The following is a 16,232-nucleotide window of genomic DNA, read 5'->3' as shown; positions in this document are numbered from 1 at the left end:
CCTTGGCAGTACTACGGAAAGCTATCGAATGATCCCGCAGAGTCACCAACGCCACGCGGGCAAGCTTGGTGATCATGTAGTCCGAGCGCGTTCGTGGCCGGTGGGTCGGCGGGGGTGCTGTGTGTCGTGGGCGGAGCGCTGGGGCGTCAGTCCACTGAGAACTGGCCGGCCGCGATGGACGCGCGGAAGGCCCTCCACTCCTCATGATCGAATCGGAGTGCAGGGCCTTCCGGGTTCTTGCCGTCGCGCACGTAGACGCTGTCGTCGGTCAGGGCGACCTCGACGCAGTTGGCGGCAGCGCACATCTTGGGGCGCAGCCACGCGAGGGCATCGTTGTCCGGCAGTTCGGTGTTGGTCATGGTGTCTCGCCTTTCGGGCCAAAGCGGATCGCGCCTGGTCAGAGAGGTGGGACCACCATGGCCTCGATGACACGGGGTCGCCACTCGTGCTGTGTTGTAGTCCGCAGGGTAAGTCGGACTATTCCGGCACGGCAAGATATATGGCGTTCAACGTGGCGGAAATGCGGTGGTAATACGCCGAACGGTCATTCGGCTCGGTAGAGTGTGTCGAACTCCCCGGCCCTGATGCCCTTGACGAATGCCCGGAACTCGTCCTTGCTGAACTCCAGCACGGGGCTGTCTTGGATCTTGGAATCACGTATCGCCACCATGCCCCTGATCGTTGCTGCCTGGACGCAGGTGGAAGTGCCGCAGAACGATGAGGTGAGCCAGACATCACCGTTAGTGGGTGGGTCAACGTGGATGGCCATTGGTGGCCTTTCTGGGAGGATGGGTCAGGATTTCTTGCCTTCTTCTCCGGATCGAACTAACTCCGTTCGACCGCTTTACTCAGCGCTACCCGTCTTCGGATCAGCCATTCTCGGGAATCGGACGTCGTGGCAGCAATTTGCGAAGCCGCCTCGAAGTCTGCGCGGTAGTCTTGCGAGATTCTTTCCTTGTCGATGAACGCATTCTCGCTGCGACCTTCGATGAACACCACATCGGGCACATTGTGGTTCGCGAAAGTCAGGTACGTGAAGCTCGATTCTACGGCTGGCGACGGAAGTGCGTCGAACGGTAGGATTTGAATGGTCACATTAGGTAGAGTGGATCGTGCGATAAGCAGTTCAACCTGTTCCAAGAGGACGTCGAATCGTCCGAAGGTCCGTTCCAGCGTCGCCTGGTCAAGAATGGCTCGGAGCAGCACTTCGCCGCGTGCGACTCGTTCTGCTCGGCGCTCGCGTGTGGCAACAATCTCTTCGATCTCTGCATTTGTGGACTGCCCGCGAACCCCCGATAGGATGAGGTGTGCGTAGGCTCGAGTCTGAAGCATTCCTGGAATTGCACGCGTCTCGACGATGGAAAGCGAAGAGGCGGCAGATTCTAATCCAACATACGTTTGTGTCTGCTCATCCAATGAGCCATAGTCTTGCCACCATCCTCGTCGCTTGGCTTCGGTCGCCATGCGAATGAGCTGGTCACGCAAGTCCGAGTCGACGCCATAGAAGCGACACAAGTCGCGAACGTCGCGGGCTTGGATTCCTCGTCCACCAGTCTCCATACGAGAGATCTTTGCTTGGCTGCACATCAATTCGGCGGCGACCGACTCGATCGATAGATCCGAGGCCAACCTGAGCTCACGCAGGCGCGCAGCAAGATCCAGCCGCACTATGGCCGGATTGGGGGCGCCGCCGCCGATGGCCATCGGCTCCTCTAGCGTTCGTCGAAGTGGTTGCGCGGAAGTCGCAAGTGGCTTGCCCGCAGTCGGGATGTGCATATGTGCCCGAATCGTTACCCCTGTTGGACACCGTCCGTAACTATACAGGCACGGAAGGTGTCTCTGGGCGCGAAGACATGCTATCCCGCTAGAGGACAGTGACGGCGAAGGGCCTGGATGTCAATTGACAAAGTCAGTCCCAAACGGCTCGTGACACCCGCGTGATGCAAGCCTTACCATCAGATCAACGCCACTCCCAGACGTCCACCCAGGGGGGCCTAGCCGGTGGACTCGTCGCATCCAGGCGAGTGCTCGTCCCACATCGGCGACCGTCCGTCAGGTCAGGTCGTGACGTAGCTCTGCCTTCACGTAACGGAGGGGAGGGCGGGGTCCACGGTTGCCGCCGGGACCCCGCCCACAGCCTCCGCGAGTCGCCTCAACGACAACTCATAACGGGTCCCTCAGAAGACACCATCAAAGCGGAGGCTGCTATGCCTGACCCTACGCTCATTCGAGCACACCGTCAGCCACCAATGGTCGCGAACCTGCTGATTTCGCTACTGGCTGTATTGACACTGTTTCTCAACGGCTGCGCCACCGCGCCGCCCACCGTCGGCGCCGTCCGACCGGTCTGCTTCGGCGGCAACCAAGCCGTGACGCCGCCGCGCGCGACGTCCGGGAACCCTGACAGCGCAACGACTTCCGGCATCGTCGTGCTGGCCGCGACGGCGACCAGCGCTGAGCCTCGCCCCACGCTGCCGCCCGAGGTCATCGCCGAGCTCACCGCCCTGGGTGCGCGCGACGACGCGTGCGCCGTCCTGATCGTGGGCGGCCGCGACAACGTCACCATCACCACGATGCCCATCACTCCCTACCGCGCGAACGGGCAGCTCGAACGTGGCTCGCACCGCAGCGCCGCACTGCAGGCCAACATCCGAGCCATCGCTGACGCCCTGGCGAAGGCGCAGTCGGTTCACCCGGGCCTGGACACTCTCGGACTGCTGCACGAGGTTGCCTCCCGCTACGCCCCCAGCACCGTCTACCTGGTCACCAGCGGCATCCAGACCGAGGCCCCGATCGACCTGCGCGAATGGCAGTGGGACGCCGACCCGGGCACCATCACCGCGTTCGTGGCCGCCGACCGGTGGTTGCCGGACCTGTCCGGCTGGCGCGTCGTCGGCATCGGTCTGGGGGACGCTGCCGGCCACCAGCCTCGGCTGACTCCGCCACTGCGCGAACGTGTCACGGCCCTCTGGACGTCGATCTGCCAGGCCTCGCGCGCGCGGACCTGCCTGATGCAGACCCACCGCACCGTGGCCGGACCACCCCTGAGCACCAACCGCGTTCCCGTGGTCGCACTGCCCGCCCCAACGGTCACGCCGCAGCAGGTGAGCATCCCGGCGTCCCTGCTGTTCGCCCTCGGCAGCGCCGTCATCACGCCGTCCGCCGACTCGATCCTGGCCGACGTGGCCCTGCGCGGACGGCGCGAGTACCTGTCCGTGGTCGGTCACACTGACGCGAGCACCGGGTCGGTCGACGGCAACGACCACCTCTCCCTCGACCGCGCCCGCGCCGTCGCGGCACGTCTGGTCGCCCTCGGCGTCCCCGAGGACCACGTGCAGACCATCGGCGCCGGGTCCGCCGGCTTCACGCGCGAGGCCGAACAGCACGATCCGGGTCTGATCAGCGCCCACCGGTGCGTCACCGTCACCTTCCTGCCCACGGCCGACACCCGCGCCCAGACCTCCGCCAACACCGCCGACCCCAACCCCACCGAAACCCGTTGAACCCGAGGAGTTCGCCATGACCACCGACCTGCCCGACCCCGCCGTCCCCGATTCGATGTCCGTGCTCACCGCGCACCTGAACCAGCTTCCGCGCCGTCACTGGGCCGGACGCATCCGGGACCCGCACTTCGGCCACCCGACATTGCCCGAACTGCAGCAGCTGCACCTCGAGTTGGGTGCCGGCGTCCGGCGCCACATCCTGGACGGCGCGCCGGTGCACCGCCGCCTGCCCACCGCGATCCGCCAACTGCCCTGGGTGGTGGCCGTGCTGGACTGGGTGGTGCTGTTCACCTTCTGCGGCGACATCTTCAACGTCGCGATGCTGCAGCCGCTGCAGACCCCGCTGCGGGCGCTGGCCGCCTTCATGCTGGCGCTTCTCGGCAGCGGCGTCGGCTACACCTGGCTCGCCATGACCGGAATCCGGTTGAAGTCCTACCGCACCGTGCTCGGCGAGATCGCCTGGCGAGGTGTCGGGGCGTCCACCTGGTTCATGGTTGCCGTCTCGATCGTGCTGGTCGGGGCGTTGACAGTGCTGATGTACCTGCGGGTCAGCCTCGAGGTGCTCTCGGCGACCGAGAGCGCGGTCGCCGTCTGGGCCGGCACGCTCGGGGCACTGTTCGCCGCGTTGAGCGCCGTGGCCAACCTCGCCGTCATCGCGGTGCACGCTCTGGACGGCAGCGTGGCCATGGCCGAACTCGAGCGGGCCGGCCTGTTGTTGCACCGCTACGAGCAGCTCTCGGGGATTCCGGGTCAGGTCGGCGAGGGAGTGCGGTCACTTCCGGTCGTATGACGACGTTGTCGGGCACCGGAACTGACCGCAGTTCGGTCAGAAGTGACCGCACGAGCCCTGAAGTGACCGCACGAGCCCTGAAGTGACCGCACGAGCCCTGAAGTGACCGCACGAGCCCCGAACCGACCGCACGAGCCCCGAACCGACCGCACGAGCCCCGAACCAACCGCACCGCAGCGACCCACCGCCCTTCCGGTGGGTCGCTTTCGCGTTCCGAGCAGCAGGGAGACGGGATCAGGCGGCCGGACCCGTTGCGAGGAAGTAGATCACCGGAGGGATCGAGGCAGCGAAGGTGATCAGGTAGAACAGGCCCGTCGCGAAGGCCTACTTCCGGGTCCAGTCGACCGGCATGCGGTGCACGGTGGTGGTGGTGGCCATGTCACTCTCCTCGAGGTGGGGCCTGCGGGTCGATCAGGGCCAGCGAGACCAGTGGCAAGCCGATGTCGCGCAACTTGGTGAGCACTCCGTGCAGGGCGGCCTGATCGACGATGGGTCCGTCGAGCACCGTGAGGCCGTCGCTCGTGGTGGTCAGGCGCATCCCGTCGAACCAGGTGGCCCAGCGCGAGCCGAGGTGGCCCCGCACGCGGATCTCGTACCGCGGCGGCGTCTGCGACTCAGATGCCGATGTCTCACTCACGGGTGCCTCACCTCGCTCTCGGGTGATGGCACCGTAGGCAGCGATGTGGTGAGCCCGAATCACCACACGTGGTGAAACCGTCAGGTGAATCCGCCGGGAGAAACGATTGGGGGCGCAGCCCACCGCGCCGACCTCGCCATCGGTGTCCCCGTGACCTAGCGTCGGGCTGACATCGGTGGCGAGTGCGGGCGGGAGGGACGGCGATGACCGGCCCGTTGGTCGCGACCAAACTCTTCGTGCCGCGGCTGCGCAGCACGCTGGTGACCCGTCCCCGGCTGACCGCTCGGTTCGAGGACGGCGCCGCGGCGCGGCTCACGCTCGTCTCGGCCCCGGCGGGCTTCGGCAAGACCACGGCCCTGGCCGCCTGGCTGGCCCGTGATCACGACGTGGCCCAGCGCGCCGTGGCCTGGGTCTCCCTCGAGTCGGACGACGCGCAGCCGGCGACCTTCTGGACCTACGTCATCACCGCGCTGCACGGCGCCGTCCCGGGGGTGGGGGCGAGCGTGCTGCCGTTGCTGCGCTCGGGCCGGGTGCCCCCGATCCGCACGCTGCTCACCACGATCCTCAACGACCTCGCCGAGCAGCCGGTCGAGGTCGACCTGGTGCTCGACGACTACCACCTGGTGGACGGCGCCGCCCTCGCCGCCGATCTGGCCTTCCTGCTCGACCACCTGCCGCCGACGCTGCACGTGGCACTCAGCACCCGCGCCGACCCCGATCTGCCGCTCGCCCGGTGGCGGGCGCGCGGTGAGCTGGTCGAGATCCGCGGCCGCGACCTGCGTTTCACCCTCGCCGAGACCGCCGCCTACCTGAGCGAGGTGAACGGCCTCAGCGTGACGCCCGAGGACGTGTCGGTCCTCGAGTCCCGCACCGAGGGCTGGGCCGCAGCGCTGCAGCTCGCCGCACTCTCGATGCACGACCGCCGCGACCTCGACACCTTCATCGCCGGGTTCGCCGGCACCGACCGGTTCGTCGTCGACTACCTGGTCGACGAGGTGCTGGCGGGCCTGCCCGAGGCGGTGCGCAGCTTCCTGATCCGCACCTGCATCCTGGACCGGCTCGGCGGCGAGGTGTGCGACGCCGTCCTCGAGACGACCGGCAGCCGGGCGATGCTGCAGTACATCGAGCGGGCGAACCTGTTCCTGATCCCGCTGGACGATCAGCGCCAGTGGTATCGCTACCACCACCTGTTCGTCGACGTGCTGCGCGCCCACCTGCTCGACGAAGAGCACGAGGTGATGGCCGCCCTGCACCGGCGCGCCGCCGTGTGGTTCGACGCAGCGGGTGAGCCGGTGCTCGCCGTCCGGCATGCCCTGGCCGCGGGGGACGTCGAGCGCGCGGCCGACCTGATCGAGGCGGCGATCCCGCGCCTGCAACGTGACCGGCACGAGGCGACGATCCGCTCGTGGCTGGGCGATCTGCCGGACGACGTGGTGCGGCGTCGGCCGGTGTTGGCCATCGGCTTCGTGGGTGCGTTGATGTCCATGAACGAGTTCGACGGCGTGGTCGCCCGGCTGGACGACGTCGAGCGGTCGCTGCCGGCCATCAGCGCACGACTGCTGGCGGATCCCGCTGCGGCCGAGCCCATCTCGGACGAGCTGGTGGTACTGGACGCCGCCGAACTGGCTCGCATACCGGCCGCGACAGAGCTGTATCGAGCCGCGCTCGCGCTGGTGACCGGCGACCTGGCCGTCACCATCGAGCGGGCCGGGAACGCTGTCGGGGCATCGCCACCCGACGAGGACGTGATCCCCTCGGCCGCACGGGGTCTGGCCGGGTTGGCGCACTGGACGGTCGGTGACCTGGAGGCCGCCCACGCCAGCTATACGGCGTGCGTCGACGGTTTGCGACGCGCCGGCCATGTGGCGGACGTGCTGGGCTGCAGCATCGCCCTGGCCGACCTGCGGATCGCCCAGGGACGCTGGCGCGAGGCAGCCGACACCTACCGGTCCGCCCTGCGGTTGGCCACCGACCCGGGCACCGTCGAGCACGGGCAGCCGGCCGGTTCGGCGGAGGCCGACGAGGTGCCACGAGGCGTGGCGGACATGCACGTCGGGCTGGCCCAGATCGCGGTCGAGCGCGGCGAGCTCGCCGCGGCGCGCCGTCATCTGGCCACGGGGCGGGGGCTCGGCGACCGCGGCGGCCTGCCCCAGTTCCCGTATCGCAGCCGGGCGGTGGCTGCGGCCCTCGCCGAGGCGGAGGGCGACCTGGTGGCGGCCCGTGACCTGCTGGTCGAGGCGCAGCAGGTCTACCTGGGTGACTTCTCGCCCGATGCGCGGCCGCTGCCGGCGGCGCGGGCGCGAGTGCAGCTCGCCCTCGGGGACGTCGACGCCGCCGTCGCGTGGGCCGCCGAACAAGCGATGTCGGACGACGAAACCCTCTCGTACGTGCGCGAATTCGGGCACGTGACGCTCGCCGAGGTGCTCATCGCTCAGGCTCGGCGGGACGACGACGCGCCGGCGCTACGGCGAGCCGAGGCACTGCTCGAGCGGCTCCTGGCCGCCGCGCACGCGGGCGGTCGAGGGGGCGCCGTCCTCGAGGTGATGGTGTTGCAGGCACTGGCGTGTCAGGCACGCGGCGATGGGGCGGGCGCGCTCACCGCGCTGCACCAGGCGGTGGAGCTGGCCCAGCTCGAGGGCCAGGTGCGGGTGTTCGCGCGGCACGGCGTCCCGATGGCCCACCTGCTCGACGCACTGATCGCGCGACAGGGGCCGGGCACCTTCGTGCGCGAGCTCCGCGCGGCCTGCCGAGGCGAGCGGGCGGCGTCCGGGGAATCGAGCGTCACGGCCGCCACCGCAGCCTCGGCCACCAGGACCTCGGCCGCGGTGACCTTGGACGCCGCCGGACGGACTGCCCCGAGCCGTGACGGCGTGATCCTGGTGCCGTTGAGTGCCCGCGAGCTCGATGTGTTGCGGCTGCTCGCCTCCGACCTGGACGGCCCCGAGATCGCCCGCCACCTGGTGGTCTCGCTGAACACCGTGCGGACTCACACCAAGAACATCTACGCCAAGCTCGGCGTCACCAACCGCCGCGCCGCGGTGCGCCGGGCCGGCGAGGTGGGGTTGCTGGGCTCGCGCTGACGATGGCAACGCCCACGACCAGCAGAAGGACGGAGGCAATGCCCGCACCTCCTCCAGAGGTGGTGCGGCTCTACAGCTCAGTGTCCGTTGGTCGGCAGACGCGCTGCTGGGGCCTTGGTCGTGCGGCGACGGCGGGCGGCAGGGGGCGCCCGCAGACGACTCGATCGGTGGTGCGCTGCCGGCACCTGGCGGCGATTCGTACCCCTATGATCGGCCGAAGTTCTTGTCGGCCAACGTGATCGGCCGGCTGCAGTGTTCCGACATCGAGGGGTGGACCGTTGTGAGAGTTGTCGAGGCCATCGGGTTCGTGGCAGCGGGCGGGGGCATCGGGGGCATGAGCGCGTACCTGTCCTCGGCCGGGTTGCGCCGGCGGGTGTCGATGCCCGAGGGGCCGTCGGAGACCAGCATCATCGTGACGGCGTTGATCGGTGCCATTGCCGCCGCTGCGAGCTGGGTGATGCAACCAGGGAATGCCGCCCTGACCGTGCTCGGTGACCTGTCGACGAACACCGGCCTGACACTGCAGGACGTCGGCGCGGCGTTCGGTGTCGGCCTGGTCGGCTCCAAGTGGCTCACCAACCACAACAAGGCCGAGATGCTGCAGCATGCAGCCGCCCGGGTGGCATTGCGCCCGGAGGATCCCGAGGCGTCGATCGCCATGGCCAGCGGCGACCCGCGGCGCATCAAGTCGGCTTTGACCGCGCCGCCGAGCGGGGACGGTGCGGCCACCGACCCCGCGGCCTCCTCATCGTTCACGGACTGAGGTCGCCGGGCGAGTCACCACCCGGGTCGGGCCGGCTGGTTCGCCGTCACCGAATCAAGGCCCCGCTCGTGCCTCGCTACTTGTGGTTGATCGTGAAGGTGTAGGCCATCTGCTGCCACAGCCCGACGACCTGGCGGTCGGTGTCTTCGTGGATTCCCGGGAGGCCGGGTTGGGCGAGTTCGATGTGCTCGAACTTGTAGTAGGTGCCGCGGAACAGGTCACCGCTCTCGCCGCCGGTGTGGCCGACGAATATCGCACCCGGCCAGCTGAACGCGTACTCGCACAGGAACAGGGCGCCGGTGTCTCTGGCGTAGCCCCCACTGACGGGGGCCTCGAAGTAGGGCAAGCCGAAGCTCGGAGGCTCGAGTTGGCCTCCCACCAAGAAGTCGACGTCGTCGTACAGGGACAGCGACGCCGGCTGGGGGCTGGAGTTGAAGGTGCCGCTCACGAAGTACTTGCCGGCCAGAGTGGGCGGACCTGCCGGGTAGGTGGGTGGCGGTGGAATGGACGGAGCGGTGCTGGCGCCACGGGTGGCGGCGAAGGAGTACTCGATCCGATGTTGCGACGCGCCATAGGCCGCCGTGGTGGCGAAGAAGGTGCCGGTCATTCTGAGCCCGTTGCTGGACACCTGGCCGATGAAGTACTGGTAACCGGTGTAGCGCACGGCCCCGCGCGTGATCACGACGGTCCGCTGCAACGCCGAGTAGGCACCCACCATCGGCTCTCCGAACAAGGTGCCGGAGAACCGGCTGGGCTGCTTCTTGTCGTGCGAGATCACGAGGTCGCCGATGTATCCGTTGGCATTGACCTTCCACGTCCCGTCGAGCTGTGTCGCGGACGCAGCGGCCGGCTCGACAGCGATGCCTGTCGTCAGCGCCGCTGCGCCCATGACCGATCCCAGGAGCGCGCGCCGGGACACCGGGGCGCTGGGCGACGTGGGTTTCACCATCTGCGTTCCTCCTCGGGCCAAGGACTCCATCGCGGAACACCTCAGAGTTGCACGACGGGACTCGCGAGACGAGATCCCGAAGCTGATGATCTGATACACGGGGTCGCATACATGGGGTCGCACGGATACACGGGGGTCGCATGGCAGAGCCCGTGCCGCCGGCCAGCCTGGCGCCGTTCGGTGAGATGACAGGTACCGCCCGGCGTCGGACTCATCTCCGTCGGGTGAGGAAGATCGTCTTCTTGCCACGGGCATCGGTGACCACGGTGTGTTCGTAACGGGGGTCGTCGAGTCTGTGGTGGTGGAAGGAGCAGGCGGGCACGGCATGCGCGAGGTCGGTGCGGCCGCCGGTGGCCCAGGGGTCGAGGTGGTGCAGTTCGCTCCACGCGAAGGGCCGGTCACAGCCGTCCATGGCGCACGTGTCGTAGAGGGTGGCCAGGGCCAGGCGCTGGGTTTCGGTGAACAACCGGTTGGCGCGGCCCAGGTCGAGGGGGAGTGAGCCGGTGCCGAGCACGGCGGGCACGAGTCCGGCGGTGCAGGCCAGCCGCCGTGCTTCACCCGCGGAGAGCTCGATGCCGGTGTCCACCCCGGCTGCACCCAGCCCGGCCACCAGCTTGTCGTGGTCGAGGGTGGTGACGATGGTCGCGGCGGTCTTGCCGTGCAGGTGGTCGGTGGGCAGGTGCTCCAGCAGGGCCATGAATGCCAGGCCTCGGGCGTGGGCCCAGTCCGTGCCCAGTGCTGCCCCGTCGAGGACGCCGTCCCGGCCGGTGTAGTCCGAGGCCGGTCGGCAGGTCGGTGCCTGCCCGGTTGCGTCGTCCGGTGCGTCGGCCCGGGCATGGGCTGGTGAGCCGGCCGAGCGCTGTCGTCGCGGTGCGGTCATCTGCTCGATGATCTTGCGCAGGATCGAGGCGGCAAGGGTCGGAACGGTGAAGTGGCCGCTCGTCGTCCCGTCGCCGTTGTCGTGCAGGGTCAACCGGGTCTTCGCGCGGGCCTTGTCTTCCTCGGACTGCAGCGCCTTGCCGTGCTGGTCGTCGACCTCGTGCTCGGGGCGCTGCAGTGCCTGCAACGCTCGGCGCGCGGCGCGACGCAGCCGGGCCGGGTCCAGGATCCGCGCTTGTTCCACGACGTGGCGTTCGATGCGGGCTCGTTCGGCCGGGCTGAGACCGTCGGGCAAATCCTTCATGGCTTTCGCGATGACCTTGGCGTGCTCGGTGGACAGGCTGCCCTCATCGAGGGCATCGCGGGTGCCGTTCAGGTCGGCGTCCGTGCTCAGCCGTCGGGCCAGGGTGGTGTCGCTGGCCGCTGCGGCGCCGTCGGTGCGGGTGGACCGCGCCAGCCACGAGCCCGTGTCGGCTGCGGCCTGATCAGTCGTCCCGGACGGGTCGTCCGTCGCGTCGGCGCGCCGCGCGGCGTCCAGCTTCGCCAGGGCCGCCAATCGTGCTGCGGCCAGACGCCGGCAAAGACGTTCGATCGCCAGCACATCGCCGGCCCGCACGGTGACGTCGTGGTCGTCCAGGCAGGCCCGCAACCCGGTGATCGCCCCACCGACTCCGCGCACCCACCCCGCCAGGTCAACCGGACCGTGTGAGCTGGGCGCGGTTGTCGGCCCCACCGACGACAGTGTCGGTGGGTCGAAGGTCAGCTCCGCGGTCACATCTCAACCATACTCGTACAGATGTACGAACGCAAGACCTACCGCCAGACATCTGAACAACTCCGCCCGCCTGCCGACAGGGCAGCCGAGGGGCTGTGGGTGCCCCGTGCGGGGAGGTCGCCATGGCTGGCTCGACGGGCCTGATGACGTTGCGATACCCAGGGCAGTGCGTCGCCTGCGGAGCGACGGTTCCGGCCACGACCACGGCCTACTACGACCGGTCGACGAAGACCGTCACGTGTCGACCCTGCGCCGAGCCGGCGACGCCAGACCCGCCCGATCCGGTGGCCGACCTCCCGAGGCAGCGCATCGCGCCGGGCACGGCGGGCGGCTCGGCCCAGCGGCAGTACGACCGCCGCGCGGCCAAGCGCGAGGCCAGGATCCGAGCCGAACACCCGATCCTCGGCCGGCTGATCCTGGCCTTGTCGGACGAGCCGCAGAGCACCAGGGCCTGGGCGGCGGGGGCGCGTGGTGAGCAGGTGGTCGCGCACTGGCTCGACCAGCTGACCCCACGCGGCGTTCTGGTGCTGCACGACCGACGCATCCCGCGGACGCGAGCCAACATCGACCATCTCGCCTCCCGCCGGCCCCCGGCGTGCCAAAAACTACCGCCCCCGGACGGCGGACGCGCCCGGACCCCGGGCGGGGGGCCCCGCGCGCCCACTCGTCGTCGGCGGCGAGATCGCGACGGCGATGGCATGCCGTGGCAGGTGCAGAAGGTCCGGGAGGTCCTGGCGGCCCACGGCGGCGAGGGCGTGCCGGTCACCGGCATGCTCTGTTTCGTGGACGCGGAGTGGCCGCCCGGCAGCGGCCCGCTGGTGATCGACGACATCCACGTCCTGTGGCCGAAGAAGATCCGCGACCACCTGCGCCGCGCACGGGCGCTCGACCAGGCGGGCATCGACCACTGGCATCGCGTGCTGGCGGGCGCCTTCCGATCCGCTTGAGCCGCCCGCCCGCATCCACGGGCCACGCCCTGGCACCATGCAGCCATGGCCACCACACGCTCTTACCGCACCGAGATGCGTGCCGCCGAGCGCCGTCTCGCCCAGCCCGAGGTGCCCTGTGGCCGACGTCCGGACGCCGCGCGGCGTCGTCCGGTATGCGCGATTCGGTTCCGGCCCAAGGGTTCTGGTGCTCCACGGCAGCGGCGGCGGGTGGGACCAGGGCGTCGACTGGGCACGGCGCCGACTGGGCGCCGGCCCGACCACCGCGCGCACACCCCCCCCCCCACCCCCCCCCCCACCCCCCCCCCCCCCCCCCCCCCCCCCCCCCCCCCCCCCCCCCCCCCCCCCCCCCCCCCCCCCCCCACCCCCCCCCCCCCCCCCCCCCCCCCCCCCCCCCCCCCCCCCCCCCCCCCCCCCCCCCCCCCCCCCCCCCCCCCCCCCCCCCCCCCCCCCCCCCCCCCCCCCCCCCCCCCCCCCCCCCCCCCCCCCCCCCCCCCCCCCCCCCCCCCCCCAGCCCGCGCGCCCGCCCCCCCCCCCCCACCCCCCCCCCCCCCGGGCCTGCCGCGCTGGTGCGCCTGGCGGCCGGGGTGCCCGCGAGCGAGCTGGACGACGCTGCGCGCGACGAGCTCGCCGCGATCAACGAGACGACGTTCCCGCTGCGCCCGCGGATGCGAGGCACGCTCTTCGACCGCGCCCCCGGCGGCGGGGGCGGGCCCCCCCCCCCCCCCCCGGGGGGGCCCCCCCCCCCCCCCCCCCCCCCCGCCCCCCCCCCCCGGGCCCCCCCCCCCGGGGCCCCCCCCCCCCTTCGTCGCGCGCCGGCGAACGGCCCCGGCGAACTCGACCACGGCGGCACGCTGTGGAATGTGGCCTTCGGGCACTGTTGGGGGAGTTCCTCACCGGTTGAGCGATGAGTCAGTGCCCGGCGGAGGAGATCCTCTTCGGCTGGTGATGTCAGGCCGGCGAGACGTCGGGCCGATACACTCAGCGGTGAGTGTTTCACAGGTGAGTGTCTTGCGAGGTGAACGTGGCGGGGTTCATCGGTCGGCGGACCGAGTTGGCGGCGTTGGATCGGCTGTTGGGGCGGGTTGCCGAAGGCGGTCGCACCGGGCGGCCGGGTCGCGCCGTCCTCATGCGGGGACGGCGGCGGGTTGGCAAGTCCCGCCTGGTGGAGGAGTTCGTCGAGCGCGCTGGCATGCCCTTCCTCTTCTTCACGGCCTCGGCGCAGCCGACGACTGCGGCCGACCTGGCCTTGTTCGTGGCTGCGGCTGCGGCGTCGGACCTGCCGGGCGCCGGGGTCTTCGTTGAACAGAACCCACAGTCGTGGGATGCCGCCCTGACCCTTCTGACCCGGGCCGTGCCGACGGATCGGCCCAGCATCGTCGTCCTGGACGAACTGCCCTACCTGGTGGCCAACGACCAGGGGCTCGAGGGAACGCTGCAAAAGGTGTTCGATCGTGAGCTGTCGCGGCTGCCCGTGCTCGTGATCGGCATCGGTTCAGACGTGGCGATGATGGAGGCGCTCAACGATTACGGGCGCCCGTTTCATCAGCGCGCCACCGAGATGGTCATCCCGCCCTTGAGCCCCGCGGATGTGGCCGAGATGCTGCAGGTGCCGGCATCGGAGGCGTTCGACGCATACCTCGTCTCCGGTGGATTGCCGCTCGTGTTGGACGAATGGCGGCCCGGTGCAGGGGTGGCCGAGCACCTGGCCGAGGTCGTCGCCGACCCGACGTCGGCGTTGTTGGTCAGCGGGGAGCGTGCGTTGGCGGCCGAGTTCCCGCCGTCCGCCCAGGCTCGCGCCGTCCTGGGGGCCATCGGCTCGGGTGAGCGGACCTTCTCACTGATCGGGCGGGCCGCCGGCGGCTTGCCTCAGGCCTCTCTCCAGCGGGCGCTACAGCTGCTGATCGACAAGAGGATCGTCGAGGCCGCCGTGCCGTTGTCGACCAGACCCTCGCGGGAAACCCGGTACAGCGTGGCTGATCCTCACCTGCGGTTCTGGCTGACGTTCCTCGGGCATCTGGCCGAGATCGACCGCGGGCGAGGCGACCTGGTGCTCGCGCGCATCCGTGACGGTTGGAATGCGTGGCGAGGGCGTGCCGTGGAACCTGTTGTTCGCCAAGCTCTTCGGCGCCTACCGGATGGGGTACTCCCGGAGGGAACGCGGGTGATCGGCGGCTATTGGACGCGAAGCAACGACCCGGAGATCGACCTGGTGGGGGCCGACCGTGAGCCGGTGGCTCAACGACTCACCTTCGTCGGCTCGATCAAGTGGCAGTCCGAGCGTCCCTTCGACGGTCACGACCTGGCTCGGTTGCCCATCGCCTCAACTGCCTGGTGCGCACGACACCACGACCCGGGTGGCAGTCTCCCGCAGCGGGGCCAGCATCGACGGCCTTACGGTGATCGGTCCAGACCAGCTGCTCGCGGCCTACCGTTGATCGCTGTCCCGCGGTGACGGTCTTGTCCTGGCAGGATGCAGTCATGGCCGCCCGACGTTCCGACCGCACCGACCTGCACGGCCCCGAGTGACCATCACCCCGATCCTGGTGGCCGAGCTGCTCGCCGAGGGCGAGCGGATGCCGGTGTACGTGCACCTCATCGACCACCCCGAGGCGCGGGTGCTGGTCGACACCGGCCTGACACAGCTGCACCCGGCGGTGGCCGACATGGACCTGCGACTGATGCCGCTGAGTGAGCAGCCGGATGTCGACCTGGCGGGCATCGACCTGGTCATCAGCACCCATCTGCACTTCGACCATTGCGGCGGCAACCATCTGTTCGCCGGCAGGCCCATCTACGTCCAGCGCCGAGAGCTGGACGACGCGCGCGGCCTGGACGACTACACGATCCGGGAGTGGGTCGATGCGCCGGGCGTGCAGTACGTGCCCGTCGACGGCGAGCTCGAGGTGCTGCCGGGGCTGCGGCTCGTGCCGGCGCCGGGCCACACGCCGGGTTCGCAGGTGGTCGTCCTCGAGACGGACGGGCGTCCGATCGTGATCGGCGGTGACACGGCGGTCTTCTTCGGCGAGCTCGACGAGCCGCGCACCGAGGGCCAGCGGCTGGTGCGTGCACTCGACCCCGAGCTGGTCTGGCTCTCACACGAGCACCAGCCGTGGCGGTCGGGGCACGGCAGCCAGAGCTGATCTCGAGGTCCCTGAACCGCCATCGCTGCAGCGGTCGGCGAAGCGCGGCAACTGTTCGGCGCGGTCGACGTCGATGAGAATGGGGCATGGCCGATTTGCGTCGAGGTACTCCCGAACCGACCGTTGGACCGTTGCGTATCGAGCACCGCCCGGGCATGGCGCAGGAGCTCTTGCGTGAGCTCGCGCCGCTGCTGGCCGAGGAAGGTTTCGACGTCGACAATCTCGAGGTCGACGACCTGGCTGCCCTGCAGGCGGCGATGCAGCGTGCCGTCGAGCGACGCAATCTGGAGTTGTCGACCCCGGTGGGGGCCGCCCGCGACGTCGCGGTGGTCACGTTGCGCCGCGTCGTCCAGGCGATCGTGGACGGCGAGTCCGCCGTCGCGGGAGAGCTGCTCGACCAGGTGCGCCCCGAGTCGCCGGACCAGTCCGTGGCCACGGTCGCCAGTTGCCTGGGGATCGCGCTCGGTCTGCTCGATGCCTGGCTCTCGGGTCAGGACGACGCTGCGCCCGCGGGTCTGGCCGCCGCCACGAGGCTGCCCGGTGGGCATTGGACCGGCAAGCGTGCTGCGCGGGACATCCTGGTGCTGGCCGGCAAGGGCACGGCGTTCTCGTCGATGGACGCCGTGATCGTGCGGCAGGGCGGTCCGCAGGCGCTGGCCGGGTCGGTGCTCGCGCTCGCGGCGGCCGTCTCCGCGTGGGCTCGACTGACCGGGACGGCGTCCGAACAGGTGGTTGCCACGGCCATCCGGTGAAAGCGTTCGGCTGA

General features: G+C 70.0%; 13 protein-coding genes and 1 pseudogene. 8 read left to right on the top strand and 6 right to left on the bottom strand.

All coding sequences use genetic code 11. The features are described 5' to 3' along the window. Positions 1–146 precede the first annotated feature (146 nt). The 3 genes from IPK24_22870 to IPK24_22860 all read right to left on the bottom strand — a co-directional run bounded on the left by IPK24_22870 (position 147) and on the right by IPK24_22860 (position 1,704). A complete protein-coding gene (locus IPK24_22870) occupies positions 147–359 on the bottom strand; it encodes a DUF397 domain-containing protein (protein MBK8078308.1) in 213 nt (70 codons plus the stop codon). Between the two features lie 185 nt (positions 360–544). After that, entirely contained in the window at positions 545–769 is a 225-nt protein-coding gene (locus tag IPK24_22865; GenBank protein ID MBK8078307.1) for a DUF397 domain-containing protein, read from the bottom strand. A 56-nt stretch (positions 770–825) separates the two neighbouring features. After that, the gene (locus IPK24_22860; GenBank protein MBK8078306.1) at positions 826–1,704 is read right to left on the bottom strand and encodes a helix-turn-helix domain-containing protein; all 879 of its coding nucleotides are present in this window, start codon (positions 1,702–1,704) and stop codon (positions 826–828) included. Between the two features lie 581 nt (positions 1,705–2,285). Between IPK24_22860 and IPK24_22855 the strand changes: the two genes are divergently transcribed. Further along, entirely contained in the window at positions 2,286–3,503 is a 1,218-nt protein-coding gene (locus tag IPK24_22855) for an OmpA family protein (protein ID MBK8078305.1), read from the top strand. Positions 3,504–3,519: 16 nt separating this feature from the next. Beyond that, positions 3,520–4,293: a hypothetical protein gene (locus IPK24_22850; protein ID MBK8078304.1), complete on the top strand. Its 774-nt coding sequence runs from the start codon at positions 3,520–3,522 to the stop codon at positions 4,291–4,293. Between the two features lie 379 nt (positions 4,294–4,672). Here the strand turns inward: IPK24_22850 and IPK24_22845 are convergent, their stop codons facing one another. Beyond that, positions 4,673–4,930 carry a hypothetical protein gene (locus IPK24_22845; GenBank protein ID MBK8078303.1) on the bottom strand — a complete coding sequence of 86 codons (258 nt, stop codon included), beginning with the start codon at positions 4,928–4,930 and terminating at the stop codon, positions 4,673–4,675. A 203-nt stretch (positions 4,931–5,133) separates the two neighbouring features. On the opposite strand from IPK24_22845, the gene IPK24_22840 reads away from it, so the two are divergent. Both IPK24_22840 and IPK24_22835 read left to right on the top strand, forming a co-directional pair. Continuing rightward, a complete protein-coding gene (locus tag IPK24_22840; protein MBK8078302.1) occupies positions 5,134–8,010 on the top strand; it encodes a helix-turn-helix transcriptional regulator in 2,877 nt (958 codons plus the stop codon). 280 nt (positions 8,011–8,290) lie between these two features. Then, complete coding sequence (locus IPK24_22835; protein MBK8078301.1) at positions 8,291–8,773, top strand: hypothetical protein; 483 nt, start codon at positions 8,291–8,293, stop codon at positions 8,771–8,773. Positions 8,774–8,849: 76 nt separating this feature from the next. On the opposite strand, the gene IPK24_22830 is transcribed toward IPK24_22835, so the two are convergent. Together IPK24_22830 and IPK24_22825 are read right to left on the bottom strand one after the other, a co-directional pair. Continuing rightward, positions 8,850–9,722, bottom strand: coding sequence for a hypothetical protein (locus IPK24_22830; GenBank protein ID MBK8078300.1), 873 nt, complete (start codon positions 9,720–9,722; stop codon positions 8,850–8,852). A 211-nt stretch (positions 9,723–9,933) separates the two neighbouring features. Beyond that, a complete protein-coding gene (locus tag IPK24_22825) occupies positions 9,934–11,376 on the bottom strand; it encodes a DUF222 domain-containing protein (GenBank protein MBK8078299.1) in 1,443 nt (480 codons plus the stop codon). Between the two features lie 122 nt (positions 11,377–11,498). On the opposite strand from IPK24_22825, the gene IPK24_22820 reads away from it, so the two are divergent. The 4 genes and pseudogenes from IPK24_22820 (at position 11,499) to IPK24_22805 (ending at position 16,218) form a co-directional block, all read left to right on the top strand. Further along, positions 11,499–12,323 (top strand): NERD domain-containing protein, encoded by an 825-nt coding sequence (locus IPK24_22820; protein ID MBK8078298.1) that lies wholly within the window; start codon positions 11,499–11,501, stop codon positions 12,321–12,323. Positions 12,324–13,347: 1,024 nt separating this feature from the next. Then, a pseudogene (locus IPK24_22815) lies at positions 13,348–14,761 on the top strand (ATP-binding protein). A gap of 138 nt (positions 14,762–14,899) precedes the next feature. Beyond that, complete coding sequence (locus tag IPK24_22810) at positions 14,900–15,466, top strand: MBL fold metallo-hydrolase (protein ID MBK8078297.1); 567 nt, start codon at positions 14,900–14,902, stop codon at positions 15,464–15,466. Between the two features lie 155 nt (positions 15,467–15,621). Then, on the top strand, positions 15,622–16,218 hold the full coding sequence (locus IPK24_22805) for a hypothetical protein (protein MBK8078296.1): 597 nt from the start codon (positions 15,622–15,624) through the stop codon (positions 16,216–16,218). Positions 16,219–16,232 lie beyond the last annotated feature (14 nt).

The sequence above is a fragment of the Kineosporiaceae bacterium genome (assembly GCA_016713225.1).
Classification (GTDB): domain Bacteria; phylum Actinomycetota; class Actinomycetes; order Actinomycetales; family Kineosporiaceae; genus JADJPO01.
The sequence above is the reverse complement of the archived record's forward strand: the minus strand, read 5'-3'. Positions and strand labels throughout refer to the sequence as shown.